Origin of the sequence: Mesorhizobium denitrificans (assembly GCF_003403035.1) — a bacterium.
GTDB lineage: Bacteria > Pseudomonadota > Alphaproteobacteria > Rhizobiales > Rhizobiaceae > Mesorhizobium_G > Mesorhizobium_G denitrificans.
In genome coordinates this window covers 139,984-161,035 of the sequence record NZ_QURN01000001.1, presented here as the reverse complement: position 1 = coordinate 161,035, position 21,052 = coordinate 139,984, and the positions used below count along the sequence as shown (strand labels likewise).

21 protein-coding genes are annotated in these 21,052 nt (G+C 58.5%); 9 read left to right on the top strand and 12 right to left on the bottom strand.

Annotation, left to right across the window (positions count from 1 at the left end; all coding sequences use genetic code 11):
• Positions 1-5 precede the first annotated feature (5 nt).
• Both hpf and ptsN read left to right on the top strand, forming a co-directional pair.
• Complete coding sequence (gene hpf, locus DY251_RS00770; protein WP_116621934.1) at positions 6-584, top strand: ribosome hibernation-promoting factor, HPF/YfiA family; 579 nt, start codon at positions 6-8, stop codon at positions 582-584.
• 69 nt (positions 585-653) lie between these two features.
• On the top strand, positions 654-1,118 hold the full coding sequence (gene ptsN / locus DY251_RS00765; protein WP_116621933.1) for a PTS IIA-like nitrogen regulatory protein PtsN: 465 nt from the start codon (positions 654-656) through the stop codon (positions 1,116-1,118).
• A 59-nt stretch (positions 1,119-1,177) separates the two neighbouring features.
• Here the strand turns inward: ptsN and DY251_RS00760 are convergent, their stop codons facing one another.
• On the bottom strand, positions 1,178-1,435 hold the full coding sequence (locus tag DY251_RS00760; RefSeq protein WP_116621932.1) for a BQ00720 family protein: 258 nt from the start codon (positions 1,433-1,435) through the stop codon (positions 1,178-1,180).
• 79 nt (positions 1,436-1,514) lie between these two features.
• Positions 1,515-1,940: an Hsp20 family protein gene (locus tag DY251_RS00755; RefSeq protein ID WP_116622267.1), complete on the bottom strand. Its 426-nt coding sequence runs from the start codon at positions 1,938-1,940 to the stop codon at positions 1,515-1,517.
• 109 nt (positions 1,941-2,049) lie between these two features.
• Here DY251_RS00755 and DY251_RS00750 point away from each other — a divergent pair, with 109 nt between their 5' ends.
• Positions 2,050-2,985: a nucleoside hydrolase gene (locus DY251_RS00750; protein ID WP_116621931.1), complete on the top strand. Its 936-nt coding sequence runs from the start codon at positions 2,050-2,052 to the stop codon at positions 2,983-2,985.
• A gap of 30 nt (positions 2,986-3,015) precedes the next feature.
• Here DY251_RS00750 and DY251_RS00745 read toward each other — a convergent pair whose 3' ends face one another.
• The 3 genes from DY251_RS00745 to DY251_RS00735 all read right to left on the bottom strand — a co-directional run bounded on the left by DY251_RS00745 (position 3,016) and on the right by DY251_RS00735 (position 5,424).
• Positions 3,016-3,915: a ribokinase gene (locus DY251_RS00745; protein WP_116621930.1), complete on the bottom strand. Its 900-nt coding sequence runs from the start codon at positions 3,913-3,915 to the stop codon at positions 3,016-3,018.
• Between the two features lie 63 nt (positions 3,916-3,978).
• On the bottom strand, positions 3,979-4,863 hold the full coding sequence (locus tag DY251_RS00740; RefSeq protein WP_116621929.1) for a methylated-DNA--[protein]-cysteine S-methyltransferase: 885 nt from the start codon (positions 4,861-4,863) through the stop codon (positions 3,979-3,981).
• 66 nt (positions 4,864-4,929) lie between these two features.
• Complete coding sequence (locus DY251_RS00735) at positions 4,930-5,424, bottom strand: DUF2244 domain-containing protein (RefSeq protein WP_116621928.1); 495 nt, start codon at positions 5,422-5,424, stop codon at positions 4,930-4,932.
• Between the two features lie 21 nt (positions 5,425-5,445).
• Between DY251_RS00735 and nth the strand changes: the two genes are divergently transcribed.
• The 3 genes from nth to olsB all read left to right on the top strand — a co-directional run bounded on the left by nth (position 5,446) and on the right by olsB (position 9,474).
• Positions 5,446-6,195 (top strand): endonuclease III, encoded by a 750-nt coding sequence (nth, locus tag DY251_RS00730; RefSeq protein WP_116621927.1) that lies wholly within the window; start codon positions 5,446-5,448, stop codon positions 6,193-6,195.
• A gap of 89 nt (positions 6,196-6,284) precedes the next feature.
• Positions 6,285-8,522 (top strand): PAS domain-containing hybrid sensor histidine kinase/response regulator, encoded by a 2,238-nt coding sequence (locus tag DY251_RS00725; RefSeq protein WP_245415804.1) that lies wholly within the window; start codon positions 6,285-6,287, stop codon positions 8,520-8,522.
• Positions 8,523-8,610: 88 nt separating this feature from the next.
• A complete protein-coding gene (gene olsB, locus DY251_RS00720) occupies positions 8,611-9,474 on the top strand; it encodes a l-ornithine N(alpha)-acyltransferase (protein ID WP_116621926.1) in 864 nt (287 codons plus the stop codon).
• Positions 9,475-9,655: 181 nt separating this feature from the next.
• On the opposite strand, the gene DY251_RS00715 is transcribed toward olsB, so the two are convergent.
• The 6 genes from DY251_RS00715 to grpE all read right to left on the bottom strand — a co-directional run bounded on the left by DY251_RS00715 (position 9,656) and on the right by grpE (position 17,222).
• Positions 9,656-10,315, bottom strand: a complete 660-nt coding sequence (locus DY251_RS00715) for a trimeric intracellular cation channel family protein (RefSeq protein ID WP_116621925.1) — start codon at positions 10,313-10,315, stop codon at positions 9,656-9,658.
• Between the two features lie 43 nt (positions 10,316-10,358).
• Positions 10,359-13,721, bottom strand: a complete 3,363-nt coding sequence (locus DY251_RS00710) for an error-prone DNA polymerase (RefSeq protein ID WP_116621924.1) — start codon at positions 13,719-13,721, stop codon at positions 10,359-10,361.
• The gene (locus DY251_RS00705; protein WP_281004432.1) at positions 13,718-15,157 is read right to left on the bottom strand and encodes a DUF6504 family protein; all 1,440 of its coding nucleotides are present in this window, start codon (positions 15,155-15,157) and stop codon (positions 13,718-13,720) included. The genes DY251_RS00710 and DY251_RS00705 overlap by 4 nt, the downstream gene beginning before the upstream one ends.
• 10 nt (positions 15,158-15,167) lie before the next feature.
• Positions 15,168-16,004 (bottom strand): ImuA family protein, encoded by an 837-nt coding sequence (locus DY251_RS21710; RefSeq protein WP_245415803.1) that lies wholly within the window; start codon positions 16,002-16,004, stop codon positions 15,168-15,170.
• 84 nt (positions 16,005-16,088) lie between these two features.
• A complete protein-coding gene (locus tag DY251_RS00700; protein ID WP_116621922.1) occupies positions 16,089-16,583 on the bottom strand; it encodes a GAF domain-containing protein in 495 nt (164 codons plus the stop codon).
• Positions 16,584-16,595: 12 nt separating this feature from the next.
• A complete protein-coding gene (gene grpE / locus DY251_RS00695) occupies positions 16,596-17,222 on the bottom strand; it encodes a nucleotide exchange factor GrpE (protein ID WP_116621921.1) in 627 nt (208 codons plus the stop codon).
• A gap of 185 nt (positions 17,223-17,407) precedes the next feature.
• On the opposite strand from grpE, the gene DY251_RS00690 reads away from it, so the two are divergent.
• The 3 genes from DY251_RS00690 (at position 17,408) to rpsA (ending at position 20,159) form a co-directional block, all read left to right on the top strand.
• A complete protein-coding gene (locus DY251_RS00690) occupies positions 17,408-17,587 on the top strand; it encodes a hypothetical protein (protein WP_137113297.1) in 180 nt (59 codons plus the stop codon).
• An 81-nt stretch (positions 17,588-17,668) separates the two neighbouring features.
• Complete coding sequence (gene cmk, locus DY251_RS00685) at positions 17,669-18,322, top strand: (d)CMP kinase (RefSeq protein ID WP_116621919.1); 654 nt, start codon at positions 17,669-17,671, stop codon at positions 18,320-18,322.
• A gap of 142 nt (positions 18,323-18,464) precedes the next feature.
• Complete coding sequence (gene rpsA / locus DY251_RS00680; RefSeq protein WP_116621918.1) at positions 18,465-20,159, top strand: 30S ribosomal protein S1; 1,695 nt, start codon at positions 18,465-18,467, stop codon at positions 20,157-20,159.
• A gap of 247 nt (positions 20,160-20,406) precedes the next feature.
• On the opposite strand, the gene pncA is transcribed toward rpsA, so the two are convergent.
• Positions 20,407-21,006 (bottom strand): bifunctional nicotinamidase/pyrazinamidase, encoded by a 600-nt coding sequence (gene pncA, locus DY251_RS00675; RefSeq protein WP_116621917.1) that lies wholly within the window; start codon positions 21,004-21,006, stop codon positions 20,407-20,409.
• Between the last annotated feature and the right edge of the window lie 46 nt (positions 21,007-21,052).

The window sequence follows — 21,052 nt, the reverse complement described above, 5'->3', positions numbered from 1 at the left end:
CTTAAATGACATTGCGTATTTCCGGCAGGCAAATGGATATCGGTGAAGCGTTTCGTTCGCGCATCGAAAATCAGGTTAACGACGCGGTTGAGAAGTATTTCGACGGAGGTTTTTCCGGCCATGTCACCGTTACGAAAGCTAGTTCGCGTTTCAACGCCGACTGCATGATTCATCTGGATACAGGCATAAGCCTTCAGGCAACCGGCGATGCACAGGAGCCGGTCGCGGCTTTTGATTCTGCAGCCGAGCGGCTGGAGAAGCGCCTGCGTCGCTACAAGCGCAAGCTTAAATCACACAATCACCACGCAAACGGTCAGCCGATCGATATTTCCTATACGGTCATGACCGCTGTTGTGGATGAAGACGAGGAAGTGCCAGAGGATTTCGCTCCGGCCATTGTCGCCGAATCGACTGTGGCATTGAAAACGATGTCCGTGGCTTCTGCCGTCATCGAACTCGATACAAAGGAAAGTCCTGTTTTCGTGTTCCGGAATGCGGGGAATGGGCACGTAAACATTGTCTACCGAAGGGCGGATGGGAATATCGGCTGGATCGATCCCTCCAAGACCCAGGGCAACGGGTAATTGAAACCCCTGAGAAGCTAACACACCTGTCCCGGCCAAGCGGTCGGGCTAAGTGCAAAGGACTCTGGAATGGATTTGAGCGATCTGATCGAGGTTTCGGCGATTATGCCGGCCTTGAAAGCGAACTCAAAGAAGCAACTCCTGCAGTTGCTGGCCGAAAAGGCCGCAGCCGTCACCGAATTGCCGGAACGTGTCATCTTTGACACCATTCTGCAGCGGGAACGGCTGGGCTCCACCGGCGTCGGGAACGGCATCGCCATCCCGCACGGCAAACTCAGCGGTGTTAAGAAGATTGTCGGCGTGTTCGCGCGGCTGGAATCGCCTGTCGATTTTGAGGCGCTGGACGACCAGCCGGTTGATCTTGTGTTCCTGCTTCTCGCGCCGGAAGGCGCTGGGGCGGATCATTTGAAGGCGCTTTCGCGTATAGCGCGCGTTTTGCGAGACAATGAGACGGTCGCGAAGATTCGTGGAACACGCGATGCCAATGCGATTTATGCATTGCTTTCAGAGACGGCAACGCCGCACGCGGCCTAAGAATTCCGGATTTTGGCAAGGCGCGATGCCCAATGGGTATCGCGCCTTTCTCTTTGCCGTTAGTGCACGGCAACCGGGGTCAGGTCATTTTCCATGGCGCCAGCAAGCGCGCGTGCGCGCTCATCGGCCAATAGAATCGGCTGACCATTGGCGGCAAACAGCGCCCAGAGGCGCGTGCCCGGTTCGATCTTTGGAAGTGTCGGGAACTTCCCGTTCAATTCCTCGCTCGGCATTTCGCGGAGATAGGCCACTACACCCTCGCCGATATGGGCAAGCTGGGCCTCTGTGACATTGATTTCGGTTTCAGTACTAGTCATTTCCAAGCCTCCTTTTGGCGGGGCGCTCAAAGCCAACCCGCGTCAGAGCAAGTGGTTCCCGTGATCTCGGGAGAACCGGTTATTCCTTCACAGCGATGCTGATCTTTTTGACCAGCTTTTCGGGCTGCGGTCGGTCGAGATCAATCGACAGCAATCCGTTTTTGAGTTCAGCGCTCAGCACGCGCATTCCATCCGCCAGAACAAAGATGCGTTGAAACTGACGCGCGGCGATACCGCGATGCAGAAATTCTCTCTCTTCTTCATCCGTTTGCTTGCCGCGCACGACCAGCTGATTGTCTTCGGTCGTCAGGTCCAGATCGCTGTCCGTGAAGCCCGCAACAGCCAAAACCAGACGCAGCCGCTCAGGCTCACCGTCAGCAACACGGATACGTTCAATGTTGTAGGGCGGGTAGGAATCACCGTTCTTGGCAACTCGTTCGATGGTTTTTTCCATCGCATCGAAGCCAAGGAGTAGCGGCGACGAAAACATTGTCATACGCGTCATTATCTTGTCCTCATAGAGCGACATAGAAGCTGAACCCGGATGGCATTTCAGCCCTGGGTGTTGATATGGTCGGTCCGCATCTCGAATTCAAGTCAAGGGAAGGCTTTGCATGGCGCGTAAAATCATTATCGACACCGATCCCGGGCAGGACGACGCAATCGCGATCCTGCTGGCGCTCGCAAGCCCGGAATTGGAGGTGCTTGGCCTCACCGCCGTTGCCGGCAACGTTCCCTTGGCGCTCACGGAGAAGAATGCCCGCAAGATCTGCGAACTTGCGGGACGATCGGAAACAAAGGTTTTCGCGGGTGCTTCGCGCCCGCTCATCCGCCAATTGGTCACTGCCGAATATGTGCACGGCAAGACCGGCCTGGACGGCCCCAGCCTTCCCGATCCGAAGATGGAATTACAACCGCAACACGCCGTCGATTTTGTCGTCGAAACCTTGATGCGAGAAGAACCTGGAACGGTCACGCTCTGCCCGCTCGGTCCGCTTACGAATATCGCGCTGGCGCTCATTCGCGAGCCGAAAATTGCCCCCCGCATCAAGGAAATCGTGTTGATGGGCGGCGGATTTTTCGAAGGTGGCAATGTCACGCCCGCGGCCGAATTCAACATCTATGTCGATCCTCACGCCGCCGATGTCGTGCTGAAATCTGGCGTCCCGATTGTCATCATGCCGCTGGACGTAACGCACAAGGCACTGACTACCCGCGGTCGCATCGATGCGTTTCGTAAGCTCGGCACGAAAGTTGGTGACGCCACCGTCGCGCTTCTGGAGTTTTTCGAGCGCTTCGATGAGGAAAAATACGGCACCGACGGCGGCCCGCTGCATGATCCTTGCGTCATCGCCTATTTGCTGAAGCCCGAACTTTTCAAGGGCCGCACGGTCAATGTCGAGGTCGAAACCGCATCCGAACTCGCAATGGGCATGACGGTTATTGACTGGTGGGGTGTCACCAATAGGGCCAAGAACGCCACCGTAATGCGCTACATTGATGCTGATGGCTTCTTTGCACTGCTGGTGGAACGTCTCGGTCGGCTTTAGCTCTCAGCCTTCCGTCGTTTCGATAAACCCTCAATCCTGCGCCAACGCCGCATCGACGTCCTGCGCCAGCGGTATTGACGGCTGCGCGCCGGGCTTCAAACAGGCCAGCGATCCGGCCACCGAAGCGCGGCGCAAAGCGTCCTTCAGCGCCAACCCATCATGCAGCCCCGCTCCCAGATAACCGCAGAACGTATCGCCTGCGCCCACCGTATCGACGGGTTCGATCTTCATTGCTGGAACCTCCAGCATTTCCTGTGGCGAGACGGAAATCACACCGTCTTCGCCAAGCGTCACGATAACCGTTCGTCCCGTGCGCGTGGCAAAATCCTGCATCAGCTCCGTGTGTGTCTCGCCCTTCAAATGCAGCGTCTTGGCGTACAGGTCGAACTCGGTTTCGTTGGCGACGACATAGTCGGCCTTTTCCAGCATCGCAGCGGCTTCGATACGAAACGGCGCAGTGTTCAGAATCGAAACCACTCCCGCTGTCCGCGCTGCTTCCAGCGCGGCATCCACTGTTTCCAGCGGAATTTCGTGCTGGAGCAGAACGACGCCCTCTTCCAAAGGTCGCTTCGCAACATCGCCGGGCAGCACAGATCCGTTCGCGCCGGGCACAACCGCGATCATGTTCTCTCCCTTCTCATCGACGAGAATCAGCGCCGTACCGGTCGCCGCCGCCGACTGCCGCAGTCGGGATGTATCGACGCCTCCCTGCCGCAGCAGCGCCAAAGCTTCGTCGGCAAACGCGTCGCGCCCAACCGCACCGATCATGCGCGTGGGGGCGCCAGCACGCGCCGCCGCCAGCGCCTGATTGGCACCCTTGCCTCCCGGCGCTGTCTTGAAGCCAGAGCCCGGAACCGTCTCGCCCGGCTTGGGCAGGCGACCGACATTTGCGATCAGATCGAGGTTTATGGAGCCAATGACGGTTATCAATGCGATGCCTCCCGAATTGTTGCGGGAAAGCTATCGCGCCAAACAGCCCTGCGCCAGAGGCATCTACCTGTCCGTCGCCAGTTGCCCGGCTTCCCAGCCAAGAATGGCGCGCTTTCGCGTCAGGCCCCAATGGTATCCCGTCAGCGCGCCGGATTTGCCCAGCGCCCTATGGCACGGCACCACGAACGAAATCGGGTTTGCGCCAATCGCAGCACCCACGGCACGACTGGCGGCGGGCGAGCCAATCTCGTTTGCAATCTCGGAATAGGCGCGCGCGCGTCCCATTGGAATCTTCAAAAGCGCCTGCCAGACCCGTACCTGAAAATCCGTCCCTATCAGCACGACCCGTAGAGGCTGGTCCGAACACCAGCGCGAGCGGTCGAAAATGCGGGCGGCATAAGGTGCCGTCGCCGACATATCCTCAACATATGTGGCGTTCGGCCAGCGTCCCGACATATCGGCAAACGCAGCGCGCTCATCGCCCGGATCGTTGAATGACAACCCCGCCAACCCGCGATCCGTCACCATTATCAACGCCAATCCAAACGGCGAGATATGGTAGCCGTAGCTGATTGTCAGCCCACCCCCGCGCGTCTTGTAATCGCCCGGCGACATGGCCTCATGCGTCACGAATAAATCGTGCAATCGTCCCGGCCCGGACATGCCGAGTTCATAGGCCGTATCCAGCAGCGGCAGACCGCTATCGAGCAGCTTGCGCGCATGGTCGAGTGTCACGGCCTGCAAGAAGGTCTTTGGTGAAAGACCTGCCCAGCGCGTGAACAGCTTCTGCAAACCGCCCGGCGTTTCGCCTACTTCCTCCGCGAGCGACTCCAGCGAAGGCTGATCGCGATAATCGAGGCTGATCTTCTCGATCACCCGGCGGATAACTTCATAATCGCCACCTTGTGGCGTGATGTCCTTTTCCAGGATTGCGGCTGGCGCATTCATGGCTGATTCTCCTTTTCAGCCAATATCGCGATGTTTACGATGCAAAACCACCCGATTTACGCCTGATCAACGCCCGCGTGCGCGCAAAAGCGCCGCCCCAAACGCCTTTGCGAAACTCTCCCGATCATCAGGGTTGAGGAAGGAGCCCACCGGCACGCGCTGGCCCTGTCCCTCAACCGTCATGCTGGTGATTCCGATCTCATCGTGCCGCACTATGCTGAACCGCGCCCAGAACGGATTGAACAAATGCTCCTCGCTCTTGCCGGAAGATGCGACCTTGCGAATATCCACCCGCGTGCGTGAAACGGAAACCTCTTCATGCGCTCGCGCGGCGCGGTAATTCACCTTGAACGCGACGTAGAGCAGAAGCACGTCCAGCCCGAAAAAGCCGAACACCGGCCAAGCGCCGTTCGCCAGGAAAAACGCCCCGGTCGTGAGCCAGCCGGTCCCCACCGCGAGCATCAAAATGAGAAAACCTTTCCGGCCCAGCGAGCGATGCGGCGTCAGCAGCGCGCGGAAAAACGGCTCCTCTGCGGGCAAAGTCGATATTGTATCGCTCATGGAGCACATTATAGAGGTCGCATGGCCGATCCAAAAGTTAAAACAGCAGCGCGACCCGCAAAATCAGCACGCGTTCCGCGCAGTGCCTATACGCGCGCCGAAGTGAGCGAAATATTCCATCGTTTTTCGCTCCAACGGCCAGAACCGCGCGGCGAACTCGAATATGTGAACGCCTTCACCTTGCTGGTGGCCGTGGTCCTGTCCGCACAGGCGACGGATGCCGGCGTAAACAAGGCGACGCGCGGTCTTTTCGCCGCCGCCGACACACCCGCAAAAATGTTGGCCCTCGGCGAGGAAAAAGTCGCGCACTACATCCGCACCATCGGCCTGTGGCGCAACAAGGCGAAAAACGTCATCGCCCTCTCACAGGCCCTGATCAACGACCACGACGGCATCGTCCCCGGCGATCTCGATGAACTGGTCAAACTGCCGGGCGTTGGCCGCAAGACAGCGAATGTCGTGCTGAACATGGCCTTCGGTAAGCCGACCATGGCCGTCGATACGCATATTTTCCGCATTGCCAACAGGATCAAGCTTGCACCGGGCGCCACTCCAGAAGCGGTCGAGCGCCATTTGCTCAAGATAATCCCAGCCGAATATCTGCTACACGCGCATCACTGGCTGATCCTGCACGGGCGCTATATTTGCAAGGCGCGAAAGCCCGACTGCCCTGCCTGCATCATCGCTGATTTGTGCAAGTGGGATGAAAAAACCTGCTCCATCCCCGCGCCGATCATTCCGCTGGCACCTAACGGCTACACGCCGGCCTGATTTCAAATCCGTTTCCTAAATTGCAAAACTTCGCTGCCATTCTTTGCTAATGTCGCTCATCTAGAGCATGTCGCTGTTGAGGACCGAATTTGCACAAGCGCGACGATGATCAACATTTCGGCGAGCAGAGGCCGGAAGCCGCGTCGGCGAGCGACACGATCGATTTTGCCGCCGTCCTGCTGATCGTGCTTGTCGCGGTGCTGTCGCTCTGCGCCATCGTCTATCTCGAAAACCCCGATCAGTCCGCCAGAACCGCCGCTATCGCGCTTGGCGTTGCCGCCGCTGCTGGCATCGTCGCGGTTTGGCTGCGCGGACGCCTCTATGGCTTGCGGCAGATCGCCCTGTTTCGTCGCCAATCCGAAATCGAGTCCCTTGCAGACCGCATGTGGGAGTTGGAGGAAACCGAGCAGCGTTTCCGCGAACTTTCCGACACGTTGGGCGACATCGTTGTCCACCGAAACCGCGACGGCCGCATCGTTTACGCCAACCGGGTGTTTGCGGGGCTCGTCGGCAAGGAACAGCGCAATCTTTCGGGCCGCACGCTGGATGAATTGGGCATCCATGTCGGAACCGTGGCGGATGCGTCCTTCGCAGGTGGCGAATATCTAAGCTCGACCGACGTTTCCATTCCTGCGCAAAACGGCAATCGCTGGTTTTCGTGGGTGGAACTCACCGTGCGCGACAAGCACACCGGCGAGGTGTCGCATCGAGCCATCGCGCGCGATATCACCGTCCGCAAAAGCGCCGAATCCGGTCTGATCGACGCCCGCGAGCGCGCGGAACATGCAAGCCGCGCCAAATCGCGCTTTCTCGCAACCGTCAGCCATGAAATTCGCACGCCGATGAACGGCATCACCGGCATGGCGAAACTGCTCGCTGGCACGGAGCTGTCGGACGAGCAACGCACATATGTGAACGCGATTTCCACATCCGCCACGTCACTTCTGGCGCTGATTGAGGACCTGCTTGATTTTTCCAAGATCGAAGCAGGTCGCTTTGTGCCGGAGTTGCAGCGCGTCTCCCCGCGCGAGTTGGTGAACAATGTTGTCGAACTGCTGGCGTCTCGCGCCTATGCAAAAGGGCTTGGGCTTGGCTGCTATGTCTCGCCCGATGTCCCCGTGCGCGTCATGGCCGATCCGGGCCGCGTGCGCCAGGTGGTCATCAACCTCGTCGCCAATGCAACGAAATTCACCGAGCATGGCGGCGTTCTGGTCAGCGTCACCACGGAGCCCGCAAACGCCAACATGTTGCGATTTACGGTTCGGGATACAGGGCCGGGCCTTCGCAGCAGCGATCTTGAGCGCATATTTGAAGAATTCGAGCAGGCGGACGGCACTTCCACACGCACCAAGGGCGGCATTGGCCTTGGCCTCGCCATTTCGCGCCGCCTTGTGGAAGGCATGGGCGGAGAAATAAACGTCGAGAGCACGCAAGGCGTTGGCTCAGAATTTTCCTTCACCATCGTTGCGACTCCTGCCGAGGCTGCAAAACCCGAGCCTTCCGCCACCTTGGACAAGAAGTGCCTGATCCTTTCGCCCAATGCAGTCGAAGCCGAAGCTCTGCGCCTGACCATCGTCGCGCATGGTGGCGACGCGGCTGTCGCAGCGGATATTGAGTCGGCAAAGGAACTTGCAGACCAGTCGTGGAATACTATCCTTGTTGACGCCGAAATCGAGCGACAGGACAGCGCTTTGCTGCAAGATTTGCGCAAGGCGGGCCTGAAAGCCGCGCCGATCATCATTATCGGCCCAGACGGTCGCGCCGGGTTGAGCGAATTTCAGGATCGTGGTTACGCCAATTTTCTCGTGCGCCCCGTTCGCGGCGAAACATTGCTGCGGCTGCTTCAGTCGCGGCTTGTCAGCGACAAATCCCACGCCCGCAAAGCGCCATCCTCAATCGCCGTAGCAAACGGCAAGAGTCTTTCCATTCTTCTTGCAGAAGACAATGAAATCAACGCTTTGCTTGCTCGTACGGCTTTGACGCGCGCTGGCCATAAGGTCGAGACTGTCAGCGATGGCGGTGCTGCCGTCGAAGCCGCGATTGGCGAAAAATCGCGCAAGCGCTTCGACGTCGTACTCATGGATCTCAGCATGCCGGTCATGGATGGCTTCGACGCAATCGCCATGATTCGCAAATATGAAGAGGAAAAGGGCCACGAGCCGATGCCCATCCTCGTGCTCTCTGCCGACAGTCAGGAAAAAACGCGTCACGAAGCGATTGCTGGCGGCGCGAGCGGCTTTCTCACCAAACCGATCGATCCCGAAGCGCTGGTCCGAGCCGTGGAGGAACAACCTCACGGTCACAATTTCGCGCGCCAGCGTGCCTGATCTGGTTTAGCCGCGCATCGGCTGTCACTATCGTGTATTGTGTACACGCTATTGTTCGGCAAATTGAACAGGCTCCAGGAGCATCGCGATGCAAAACGTGGCTGAAACCTTTTCTCTGGATTGCGCCAAGGTCGTCGCTCATTTGCCCGGCGAAAACCTGCTTGGCCGCATCGGCTCGCTTGAGGTGCGCCTCGCCCGCAGCACAGAAGAAATCGAAGCCGCGCAAGCCGTTCGCTATCGCGTATTTTGCGAAGAACTTGGCGCGCAGGTGACGGTTCCCGGAGCTGCCGTTCAGCGCGATGTCGATGCGTTCGATGATATTTGCGACCATCTGATCGTTTGCGATCGCAATCTTCCCGGCCCAGATTATCGTCGCGTTGTCGGCACTTACCGGCTGCTGCCGCAAGAGCGCGCAGAGTTGAACGGCGGTTTTTATTCGGCTTCCGAGTTTGAACTGAGCAGCCTCGTCGAGCGCAATCGCGGCCTCCGCTTTGTGGAGCTTGGCCGCTCTTGCGTGCTGCCAGCTTATCGCAACAAGCGCACGATTGAGGCGATGTGGCAGGCGATCTGGGCTTATGTGAAGCGTCACGAAATTGACGTCATGGCAGGCTGCGCCTCGTTCCACGGAACGGTTCCCGCCGCATATGCGGAGGCACTGTCCTTCCTTCGTCAAAATTGCCGCGCCGAAGGTAACTGGGCTGTCCGCGCAGTGCAGGAACGTTTCAGCAGCATGGATTTGATGCCCGAAGAGGCAATCAACGCGAAGACTGCGCTGATGGCGATGCCACCGCTCATCAAGGGCTATCTGCGGCTTGGCGCGCGCTTCGGCGATGGCTGTGTCGTGGACTATGAATTTGGCACGACCGACGTTTTCGTCGTCCTGCCCGTTTCATTCATTTCCCCGCGCTACATCAGCTATTATAGCAATGACGGTGAAAGCCTAGTAGCTTAATTGGGCGATTTCTACCGGCATCTTCTCCCTCAAGGGGAGAAGTGTCAGCGAAGGCTTTACCCATAAACGTTGCGGAATACGCGAAACACCTCAATTGCCCCTTTCTCCCCTTGAGGGAGAAGGTGCCGGCAGGTGGATGACGGGTAATTTTTGCGCCGGCTAATCTTCCTTAGATCACGGCTCACCTCAAATGCCGTTTCGAACGGCGATGGGGAATATCTTCGGGGTTGCGTCCGGGGCGGCTTTTATACGGGTGGAGGCTCCAGCCAAACCACAGCGCTCCGCCGCGCACGATGAACCCGGCGGCGAATGCCAATATCGCTGCCATTTGCGGCGCGACCAGCAGCCTGTCTGCAAGCACATACACCGCAGCACCTACACCCGCTGCACTGATATAAATCTCCGGGCGCAGCAATACGGATGGCTCGCCCGCGATAACATCGCGTAAAATCCCACCAAACGTCGCGGTCAGCATTCCGGTGATAATTGCCACAACAGGCGAACCTGTAATTGCCAGCCCCTTCGCGGCTCCCATGGCAGCGAAAGCCGCTAAACCTAAAGCGTCCAGCCAGAGCAGGAGCCGCCAGCGCGACTCGACCAGATGTGCGGTGAAAAACACGAGCACCGCCGTAACCACACATGTCAGCACATAGATATTGTTGCCGATCCAGAACACCGGAACGTTCAAAATAACGTCTCGCAGCGTGCCGCCCCCAATTCCGGTGATGCCAGCCAAAAATATGAAACCGACAATATCGAGTTGCTTGCGCGACGCCGATAATGCGCCGGTTGCCGCGAAAACCGCGATACCGGCATAGTCAAAAAACTGAATAGGCGTCATGTGGGTGCTCGGTTGATTTGATTCCTTTTAAACCGGCGCGCGTTCAATGAAAATCGCGCGACTTTGGAAGCACCCGCACATTGCGTGGATGACCATGGCGCGGCGGCGGTGTGCTGGTAATAGACGGCGCAAGCGGCACGGCGGCGGGCAACGTCAATCCCGCGCGATCCCCCTCCCACAAGCGATCAAGTTCGACCGAGCGATCAAAAATCCGCTGCGCCATCAAATGGACGACGCCTTCGGGACTTTTCTGGACGCGGCCTTCCACCATCATGAGCCGCGCGCCCATAACCTCGCGCCTGAAATGCTCGAACTTGCTCGCCCACAGAACAATATTTGCAACGCCGGTTTCATCTTCCAGCGTAACAAAGATCGCATTGCCTTTGCCCGGCCTTTGCCGCACCAGCACAATGCCCGCGACGCGAGCAAAGGCCCCATTCGCTTGCTCGCCCACCCCCTTGCAACTCAGAATCCGCTCGCGCTGGAATATTGGCCGCAATATCTTCATCGGATGGCCTTTGAGCGAAAGCCGCATCGTCTGGTAATCGGTCGCCACATGTTCGCCGATAGGCATTTCCGGCAGGCCAGCATCCGGTTCTTCCGCAAGTTCGCGCGCATCCGCAGCAAGAAACAGCGGCAAAGGGTCATCATCCGGTAGCCGGCTAACTTCCCAAAGCGCCCTACGCCTTTCCAGACCTATCGAGCGGAATGCATCGGCATCCGCCAAAGCCCGCAATGGACGTCCATGAAGTGCTGCGCGCACCGACAAGGCTTCTACGGAATCAAAGCCCGCTCCTCGCGCGACAACGATTCTCCCTGCCTCCGCCTCATGCACGCCCTGCATTTGTCGAAAGCCCAGTCGCAGAGCGCGATACTTGCCCGTTTCCTCTTCAAGCGTGTTGTCCCAATCGCTGTGATTGATATCGATGGGTCGAACCTCGACACCGTTCCCCTCTGCATCGCGCACGATCTGCGCTGGCGCATAAAAACCCATCGGCTGCGAGTTAAGCAGCGCGCAGGCGAACACATCGGGATGATGACATTTTATCCATGCGGAAATGTAGACCAGCTTGGCGAATGACGCCGCATGGCTTTCTGGAAAGCCATAACTGCCGAACCCCTTGATCTGCTCAAAACAATTTTTCGCAAAATCAGGATCATAGCCGCGCTCAATCATGCGGCCCACCATCATTTCCTCGAATTCCCCGATAGTGCCAAGATTGCGGAAGGTCGCCATTGCGCGGCGCAATCGGTTTGCCTCCTCAGGTGTAAACTTCGCGGCAACCATTGCGATGCGCATCGCCTGTTCCTGAAAAAGCGGAACGCCTTTGGTTTTCTCCAGCACTTGTCTCAACTCGTCAGGTGGGCCGTGATCCGGGGATGGTGAAGGAAAGTCGACTTTCTCCCCCGCGCGCCGTTTCAAATAAGGGTGCACCATATTCCCCTGAATCGGACCGGGACGCACGATCGCCACCTGAATGACGAGATCATAGAGATTTTCCGGCTTCAGGCGCGGCAGCATGTTCATCTGCGCGCGGCTTTCGACCTGAAAAACGCCGATGGATTCGCCGCGCTGGAGCATGGCGTAGGTTTCGCCATCGTTGCTCGGAATTTCATTCAGCTTGTAATGAACGTTCTTATGGTCGTCGAGATATTTGAGCGCCTTGCTGATGCAGGTCAGCATTCCCAACGCCAGCACATCGACCTTCATCAGTCCAAGCGTGTCGATGTCGTCCTTGTCCCACTCAATGAAAGTGCGATCCTCCATCGCGGCATTGCCGATGGGAACAGTCTCATCCAGCCTGCTTCGCGACAGCACGAAACCGCCGACATGCTGTGACAGATGGCGCGGAAAGCCGAGCAACCGCCGCGCAAAACCCACCGCACGCACGATCTCCGGATTGTCCGGGTCCAGCCCCGCCTGACGGATTTGCGTGCGGGTTATATCACTCTCGTAACTTCCCCATTGGGTGTTTGCCAGCGCCGCCGTCACGTCTTCCGAAAGACCAAGCGCCTTGCCCGCCTCGCGGATCGCACTGCGCGGTCTGTAATGGATCACCGTCGCCGCAATGCCTGCGCGGTCACGTCCATATTTTTCATAGAGATATTGAATGACCTCCTCGCGTCTTTCATGCTCGAAATCGACATCAATGTCGGGTGGCTCGATCCGCTCGGTTGAAATGAACCGCGCGAACAGCAAGTCATGTTCGTTGGGGTCTACGGCAGTTATCCCAAGCACATAGCAAACCGCCGAGTTGGCGGCGGAGCCGCGCCCCTGACAGAGAATGCCTTTGGAGTTGGCGAACTCCACAATGTCGTAGATGGTGAGAAAATAGCGCGCATATTTAAGCTTCGCGATCAGCTTAAGCTCATCACGCAACAATCCCTCGACCTTTGCTGGAAGGCCATCGCGATAGCACATCGCTGCATGACGCCATGTCAGCTCTTCTAGCCAGCTTTGAGGATCTTTTCCCGGCGGAATCGGCTCGTCCGGATATTCGTACTTCAATTCTCCGACTGAGAAATCAACGCGCAGCAGAAAGTCCTGCGTCTCGCCAATCGCCTGCGGGCAATCCGCAAACAGCCGCGCCATCTCGGCAGGCGCTTTCAAATGTCGCTCCGCATTCGCCTCCAGCAATCGTCCGGCTCGATCAATCGATACGCCATTACGGATACACGTCAGCACATCCTGCAGGTCGCGCTGGCCCGGCTCGCTATAAAGTGTCTCATTGGTTGCCAGTAGCGGCACACCCGCACCATCCGCCAACGCTTTTAACCCGGTCAGACGGCGACGGTCATTGCCGCGCCTGTGCATGGAAGCCGCTAGCCACACCGCACCCGGCGCAACCTCTCTCAGCTTCGGCAGAAGTGCCGCCATTTGCTCCGGCTCGCGCGGCGGCATTGCGACCAGAAGCGTATCTCCCGCATGGCGCAGAAGATCGTCCAGTTCGAGATGGCATTCACCCTTCTTCGTGCGGCGATTTCCGAGCGTCAGAAGCCGGCAAATATTGCCCCAACCCAATCTGTTTTGCGGATGCACGACAATGTCAGGCGTCCCATCTGCAAACACCAGACGCGTGCCTGTCACCAGTTTGAACGTCTGCGCCCGTGTCCGCAGCAACTCCACTACCTCAGCTGGCACGTCTATTTGTTTCTGCTCGCGAAATTCGCCCGGACCCGATCCTTCCCGCAATTTGAGTGTCGGCAGGGTTCCCTCTTCGCGTAACTGTTTGAGCGCCGCATAGGCCCGCACCACTCCCGCCACAGTATTGCGGTCGGCGATACCCAATCCGTTCAGGCCAAGCGCCAGGCTGTACAGCACCATGTGCTCGCCGGATGAAGCGCCGCGCAGAAAGGAAAAATTGGTCGCCGCAACCAGTTCGGCAAAGGCCGGTCCCTGATTCATGCGAAAAGTCCGTGCAGAAACCAGCGTCGCTCGCCTTCATTGCGCTCGTAAAGTCCTTCGCGGAACAGCCAGAAGCGACGTCCCTGCGAATCCTCGACGCGGTAATAATCGCGCGTTGGTCGCGAGTGCTCCCCATGCCACCATTCAGCGGCAATGCGCTCCGGTCCCTCCGCCCGTGCCACCTCGTGCAGCACGCGCCGCCAGCGAAAGCGAACCGGCGCACCGTCCGGCACCTCCGCCATCGCTTCGATGGTCTGCGGCGGCTCAAACAAAGTCAGTGGCCGTGCCGGCGGCGCAGTCTTTTCCGGCTCCGGCCACTCAGCCGAAACGACGGGCGACCCAACCGGCACAAAGCCGGACGCCAGTTCGGGATCGTGGCTATCGCGCGCCACACATCGCAGCACCTTTCCCGACCCTTGCCGCGCGACCAGACGATCCACCAGCATGGCAACCGCGCTTTCGTCCTGCTGTTGTCCGTCGAGGCTTTTTTGCGGCTGTCGAAAAGCTTCAACCTGCAAGACCGACAGACGTACCAAATCAAAGCCGAAACCCGGATCGAGCGGGTCCGCCAGCGTTTCGATCTTCAACCTCAAAAGACGCAGGATGGAATCCGGGTCACGCGCGCTCCCTGCCGTCTCCACATGCAGGCGGCGAACAATGCCATCGGAGCGAAAGAAACTCGCTTCGAACAAGCGTCCACCCAGACCGCGTCGTTCGAGCATGACGCTCGCTTCTCGCGCCAGTCCGGACAGCACGGAGAGAATGCTGTCGATCTCGCCAATCGGTTCCGCAAACTGACGTTCGGCGATGCAATCGGGCGGCGCGCGCAGCGGCGTGATACGAATGTCTTCTTCGCCCAGAATGCGCTTGAGCCTGTCCACCATCGGCTGGCCAAATCGTGCCGCCAGCACTTTGAGCGGACGCGCGGAAACATCGCCAATGCTTTTCAATCCGGCCCGCGAGAGCGAAACAGTCGTTTCATTTCTTGCTTCCAGCGCCGCAATCGGCAGCGTCGCCACCGCTCGCCTTTCCATTCCTGGCAAAACGATTACCGATTTTCCGAAACGCGCCAGTGCCCGCGCCGCGTCGGGCGTTCCAGCAAGACTCATCTTCACCTTTATCCCGACTCGCACCAGTAGTTGACGCACGCGTTTGCAGAGTCCCTCTTCGCCGCCGAACAGATGCGCGCATCCGGTCACGTCGAGCATCAACCCGTGCGGCGGGTCCAGCGCCACCAGCGGCGTGAACATTTCGCAGGCAAGCGCCAGCCGTTTTACCAACCGCCCATCCGCCGCCTCATCGACTGGCAGCACGCGTATCGACGGCACGCGCGCCCGTGCATCCGCCAGCGTCATGCCCGAAACCAGACCCAGCGCCAGCGCGCGTTCGTCTCCGGCCACGATCTTGAGCGCACCATGTTCCTTGTCTGTAAGCACAAGCGGCGTCTCATCCCGCGCGCCGCCTTCCGTCCGAAACTGCCTGTCCGTAGGCAGGAAAGGAAACCACAGAGCCAGATAGCGACGCTGTTCGTTTGTCTGTTGCAACAGTGCTGGCGGCGGATCGCTCTGTTCTTTCTTTAAATTCTCCTGCATCGGGGTTCCACTCCAGCACAAAGGTTTTGGGTTCCGCACCACGTTTGCTGCGTAGAAGCTCGGCTTCAAAAACCGGCTTTCCCGGCGCATTGGCGGCAAGTGGAGAAGATGAAAGCGTCCGCACATGCCAGCGCGTTTCGGCTGCTGACGGAACGGCGCGTGCGGCAGAGCGCAGAAAAAGCAGAGGCACGCCATTGCTTCGCGCCGCCAGTGACAAACGACGGCTTGCGGTCAAATCATAGAGCGACGAATCGCCCGCCAGTTCCAGCAGCGCGCCCGCCAGCGCCTTGCATCGTGCCGCTTCCAGTCCCGCCTGAAGCAGATCGCGCACGTTATTCGCCTGCACGAGAACGATTTTGTCCGGGTCGAGGCCATATTCGCGCAGCCCGGAGGGAAACACCCGCCCCGTTTCTCCGTCCAGAAACGTTTGTCGCACCCAAAGCACAGGTCCGTTTTTAAGGCTCCGCAACACGCCCAGCCCAAAGCCAACAAGCGCTGGCTGATCGGCGGGCGCTGCATAGGCTTCATGCAAAGCGGGCTGGAAAAGCTGCTTGAAGCCTCTCTTTGCCTCCGGCTCCTTGCGATTGGCAAAAACGGGCCGCGCCAATGTGCTGGCGCGCACAATGGGTGCTGTCGCAGAATCGGAAACAAAAAGAGTTCCGTCCCGCAGCCGCTTTAGCGGATCGAGCATCACGTATATGTTCCTGTTATGTTCCTATTTCAAACGCCCCTTTGCGGTAAGAGTCAAGAGGCGAGATGAGGCAAGTTGGATTGCTTAGATTGCGCTCTTTCGCGCTGCATGAAGCATCATGCAGGCTGCGCCCGGCAGTTTGAGCGCCTCGGCGGCCAGCACGCGCTGCGGCGTATAATAGTCCCGTTCATGCAGGCAGTTGATCGTGCCGATGACCGAACCGCCGACGACAATCGGCACATTGATGACCGATTCGCAGCCCAGCGATTGAATCAGTTCGTAATCGCCGAACACTTCGGCAATTTCCTCAATCGTATTGGCGACGAATGTCTGCTGGCGATTGAGAGTGATCTCCGACCACCGTGTTTCATTATACGGCTTGGTGCCGAAAACGGGATATGCGTCGGGCATATTGGAATAAATGCGCTCAGCTTCCTTGGTCGCCGTATCAGACACCATAAGCGTGAAGAGTTTCACGCCTACGAGTGTTTTGGTTAGCGTTTCAAGTGCCGCACAGGCAGTCGCGGGCTGCGGCCCATCAGAGGCAAGTGCTTTGACGAAGGCCGCATAATCGCTCATTGAGGCGCGCCGTCAGGCATCTTTCTCGGCTTGCTCGTTTACGGGGCCGGGCTCCGGAGCATTGTTATTCGCCGGAGCCGACTTGGGACCGCCGGTCGAAATGCCGACCATCGCCGGACGCAATACGCGCTCACCGATGGAATAGCCGGGCTGGACGACCTGCAAGACGGTGCCTGTCGGAACGTCAGGGTTCGGTATTTCGAACATTGCCTGATGGAAATTGGGATCGAATTTCTCGCCTTCCGGCTCAAGCTTTTTCACGCCATGACGTTCCAGCGCAGACAGCATGGCTCGATCGGTCAGATCGACACCCTCGAACAGCGCCTTGAACACAGCGTCACCTGATTCCCGCGATTCAGCCGGAATGGCATCGAGGCCGCGGCGCAGATTGTCGGAAACCGTCAGCATGTCGCGTGCGAAATTGGCAATTGCATAAGAGCGCGCGTCCTGAACGTCGCGCGCGGTGCGGCGGCGCAGGTTCTCCATTTCCGCCGCAATGCGCAGCGCGCGATCCTTCAGTTCTTCATTTTCCTTCATCAGGCGTTCGAGTACCTCGAAATCGCCTTCCACCTTCTCAACCGGTTCTTCTGGCAAAAGAGCTTCGTCGGATACGGATTCGTCTTTGGGCTTGTTGCTCATCACATGACCTTGAAAGGTTCTAAACTTGCGCCCGATATCGAGGTTCGGAAGCCAAAAATCAAGTGCGGGCAGCCGCGTAAGAAAGATCGAATTTTACGAAAGCTTTACCGTAACGACAAAGCCCGTTTCAGCATTTGGCACTTTATCGGCACAATAGCGTTATGAAAACGCGAGGTGCAAAGCAAATGTACACGAGCGGTCTTCACCGGAACCAGGTTGCGGATACCATTCGCCGCCTTGTTACAAGTCCCGCCACGCGGCGTTATGCAGCGGCCCTGCCGCAGTTTGAAATTGACGCCGAAATTCCGGCAGACATGGCCGCCAAGCTCAAACGCCTGGCGAAAGTTGAAAAGAAGCCGCGCTAGCCAACAGATCAACGCAAGCCACCTGTCGCGGCAGCCCAGAATTTCTGTTGCACAATCGGGCCGTCTCGGCTTGATGCGGGAATGGATCAGAATCTCCTCATCGCAATTGATGGACCGGCGGCATCGGGCAAAGGAACACTCGCCCGGCGCTTGGCCGATTATTATCACCTGCCGCATCTGGATACCGGCCTTACCTATCGCGCGGTCGCGCATCGCATGATCGAACACGGGCTGTCGCTCGATGACGCCGAGCAGGCGGCGGATGCAGCGCGCAAGGTAGATCTGGGCAATCTCGATAAGGGTGCGCTGGCAGCACATGCAGTTGCCGATGCAGCCTCACGCGTTGCGGTGTTTCCGCAGGTGCGCCGCGTCCTGGTCGAAAAGCAGCGGGCCTTTGCAAACCAGCCCGGCGGCGCGGTGCTGGACGGGCGCGACATCGGCACTGTTGTTTGCCCCAACGCCGATGTGAAGCTTTACATCACCGCAAGTCCCGAAGTGCGCGCGGGCCGCAGGCTGCGTGATATTGAATCGCGAGGCGGTTCGGCGCGTGTGGAGGACATTCTGGCCGATATCGTGAAGCGCGACGAGCGGGATTCCGCGCGCGCGGACTCGCCTTTGCGCCCGGCTGAAGACGCGCACTTGCTCGATACGTCAGAAATGTCTATAGAGGCCGCATTCCGCGCGGCGCGCGCCATCATTGATGGTGTGCTGGCCAAACGGGACACGGCTTCCTAAATAAGCCACTTAACCAGCCTGCCAGCATTCCACTGCGCCAAAAGCCGCCAGAAGCGGCATGGGTTTATTCAACCCGGAGCGCCGGCAGGCTAACGCAACACGAACCCCGGCGCTGCCTCGAAATGAGGCCTCAGGAGTTTTAATGTCACAAGCAAATCCCTCGCGCGATGATTTCACCGCGCTTCTCGAAGAATCATTTTCCGATGGTCATTCCGGTGAAGGTCAGGTCGTTCGCGGCACCATCACTGCAATTGAAAAGGACATGGCCATCATCGACGTCGGCCTGAAGGTCGAAGGTCGCGTGCCGCTGAAGGAATTCGGCGCGAAGACCAAGGACGGTCAGCTCAAGCCGGGCGATGTCGTTGAAGTTTATGTCGAGCGCATCGAAAACGCGCTTGGCGAAGCAATGCTGAGCCGCGAAAAGGCTCGCCGCGAAGAAAGCTGGGTCAAGCTCGAAGAGAAGTTCTCCAAGGGCGAGCGCGTCGAAGGCGTTATCTTCAATCAGGTCAAGGGCGGCTTCACGGTCGATCTCGACGGTGCCGTGGCCTTCCTGCCGCGTTCGCAGGTTGATATTCGCCCGATCCGCGACGTCACCCCGCTGATGCACAACCCGCAGCCCTTCGAAATTCTCAAGATGGACCGTCGCCGTGGCAACATCGTTGTCTCGCGCCGCTCGGTGCTTGAGGAAAGCCGTGCCGAACAGCGTTCGGAAATCGTGCAGAACCTCGAAGAAGGTCAGGTTGTGGAAGGCGTGGTCAAGAACATCACCGATTACGGTGCATTCGTCGACCTCGGCGGTATCGACGGCCTGTTGCATGTCACCGACATGGCATGGCGCCGCGTGAACCATCCGACCGAAATCCTGAACATTGGCCAGACGGTCAAGGTGCAGATCATCCGCATCAATCAGGATACGCACCGCATCTCGCTCGGCATGAAGCAGCTCGAGTCGGATCCGTGGGGCGATATCGGTTCCAAGTTCCCGCTCGGCAAGAAGATCACCGGTACGGTCACGAACATCACCGACTACGGTGCGTTCGTTGAGCTGGAGCCGGGCATCGAAGGCCTCATCCACGTTTCGGAAATGTCCTGGACGAAGAAGAACGTGCATCCGGGCAAGATCCTGTCCACCTCGCAGCAGGTCGACGTGGTCGTGCTGGAAGTCGATCCGTCCAAGCGCCGCATCTCGCTCGGCCTCAAGCAGACGCTTGAGAACCCGTGGGAAGCGTTTGCCCGCAGCCATCCGGTCGGCACCGTTGTCGAAGGCGAAGTCAAGAACAAGACCGAGTTCGGTCTGTTCATCGGCCTCGAAGGCGATGTGGACGGCATGGTCCACCTCTCCGACCTCGACTGGAACCGTCCGGGCGAGCAGGTCATCGAAGAGTACCAGAAGGGCCAGATGGTCCGCGCACAGGTTCTCGACGTTGACATCGAGAAGGAGCGTATCTCTCTCGGCATCAAGCAGCTTGAGCGCGACGCCGCCGGCGACGCTGCTGCTTCGGGCGAACTGCGCAAAAACGCTGTCGTAACCTGCGAAGTCATCGCAGTTAAGGACGGTGGCCTTGACGTACGTCTGGTCGAAAGCGGTCTTGAAACCTTCATCAAGCGTTCGGACCTGTCGCGTGATCGTGACGAGCAGCGCCCTGAGCGTTTCTCGGTCGGCCAGAAGGTCGATGCGCGCGTGATCGCCTATGACAAGAAGACCCGCAAGCTGCAGGTCTCGATCAAGGCGCTCGAAATCGCTGAAGAAAAGGAAGCAGTCGCACAGTACGGTTCGACCGACTCCGGCGCTTCGCTCGGCGACATTCTCGGCGCCGCACTGAAGAAGCAGGGCTAAGCCTCAAGCTTTAGCTACGAACAAAGACTCCGCCGGAGCAATCCGGCGGGGTTTTTTCATTTTAAGGCTTTAGTACCTTCTAGCACTCCCCATCCGCCTGCCGGCACCTTCTCCCTCAAGGGGAGAAGGCAGACTTGAGCAACGTCGGCTTCAATCGCGAACGCTGCAGAATGAGCATGACATCTCCGTTATCACCTTCTCCCCTTGAGAGAGAAGGTGGCGGCAGCCGGACGAGGGATAATGGATTTTACTTCAGAACCACACCCGCATCGCGCATTTTACCGGTCATCGTTTCCAGCGAACCGCCGAGGTCGATGGCACGACACGCGTCCATGCGCACCGCGACCTTGAGGCCGAGCTTCACCGCATCCAGCGCCGAATAGGCAACGCAGTAATCCGTTGCGAGGCCCACCAGCGTCAGGTCTTTGATGCCGCGCTCCTTCAGATAGCCGCCAAGGCCGGTTGGCGTCTTGTGATCGTTCTCGAAAAACGCCGAGTAGGAATCGATAGCTCCGCGAAAACCCTTGCGCAGAACGAGTTCCGCCGAATCCCAGATAAGGTCCGGATGAAACTCCGCGCCATCGGTGCCTTGCACGCAATGGTCGGGCCAGAGCGTCTGCGGTCCGTAATCCATATCGACCGTCTCGAACGGTTCGCGCCCGTCATGGCTGGATGCAAAGCTGGAATGGCCTTCAGGATGCCAATCCTGCGTCAGGATCACATGATCGGAGCTCTTGATCAGGCCGTTCACCAGCGAAACGATCTCGTGCCCACCTTCGACCGCAAGCCGCCCGCCGGGGCAAAAATCGTTCTGAAGGTCGATGACTATAAGCGCGCTTGAAGACAATTTCCGGCTCCGTTTGGAATGTGGGCAGAGCATAGCCTTCGCGCGT

Bases quoted from the DNA above. Each gene is read 5' to 3' on its own strand.
- hpf (WP_116621934.1), top strand. From the start codon at position 6: ATGACATTGCGTATTTCCGGCAGGCAAATGGATATCGGTGAAGCGTTT.
- ptsN (WP_116621933.1), top strand. From the start codon at position 654: ATGGATTTGAGCGATCTGATCGAGGTTTCGGCGATTATGCCGGCCTTG.
- DY251_RS00760 (WP_116621932.1), bottom strand. From the start codon at position 1,435: ATGACTAGTACTGAAACCGAAATCAATGTCACAGAGGCCCAGCTTGCC.
- DY251_RS00755 (WP_116622267.1), bottom strand. From the start codon at position 1,940: ATGACGCGTATGACAATGTTTTCGTCGCCGCTACTCCTTGGCTTCGAT.
- DY251_RS00750 (WP_116621931.1), top strand. From the start codon at position 2,050: ATGGCGCGTAAAATCATTATCGACACCGATCCCGGGCAGGACGACGCA.
- DY251_RS00740 (WP_116621929.1), bottom strand. From the start codon at position 4,863: ATGAATGCGCCAGCCGCAATCCTGGAAAAGGACATCACGCCACAAGGT.
- DY251_RS00735 (WP_116621928.1), bottom strand. From the start codon at position 5,424: ATGAGCGATACAATATCGACTTTGCCCGCAGAGGAGCCGTTTTTCCGC.
- nth (WP_116621927.1), top strand. From the start codon at position 5,446: ATGGCCGATCCAAAAGTTAAAACAGCAGCGCGACCCGCAAAATCAGCA.
- olsB (WP_116621926.1), top strand. From the start codon at position 8,611: ATGCAAAACGTGGCTGAAACCTTTTCTCTGGATTGCGCCAAGGTCGTC.
- DY251_RS00715 (WP_116621925.1), bottom strand. From the start codon at position 10,315: ATGACGCCTATTCAGTTTTTTGACTATGCCGGTATCGCGGTTTTCGCG.
- DY251_RS00710 (WP_116621924.1), bottom strand. From the start codon at position 13,721: ATGAATCAGGGACCGGCCTTTGCCGAACTGGTTGCGGCGACCAATTTT.
- DY251_RS21710 (WP_245415803.1), bottom strand. From the start codon at position 16,004: ATGCTCGATCCGCTAAAGCGGCTGCGGGACGGAACTCTTTTTGTTTCC.
- DY251_RS00700 (WP_116621922.1), bottom strand. From the start codon at position 16,583: ATGAGCGATTATGCGGCCTTCGTCAAAGCACTTGCCTCTGATGGGCCG.
- grpE (WP_116621921.1), bottom strand. From the start codon at position 17,222: ATGAGCAACAAGCCCAAAGACGAATCCGTATCCGACGAAGCTCTTTTG.
- DY251_RS00690 (WP_137113297.1), top strand. From the start codon at position 17,408: ATGTACACGAGCGGTCTTCACCGGAACCAGGTTGCGGATACCATTCGC.
- cmk (WP_116621919.1), top strand. From the start codon at position 17,669: ATGGATCAGAATCTCCTCATCGCAATTGATGGACCGGCGGCATCGGGC.
- rpsA (WP_116621918.1), top strand. From the start codon at position 18,465: ATGTCACAAGCAAATCCCTCGCGCGATGATTTCACCGCGCTTCTCGAA.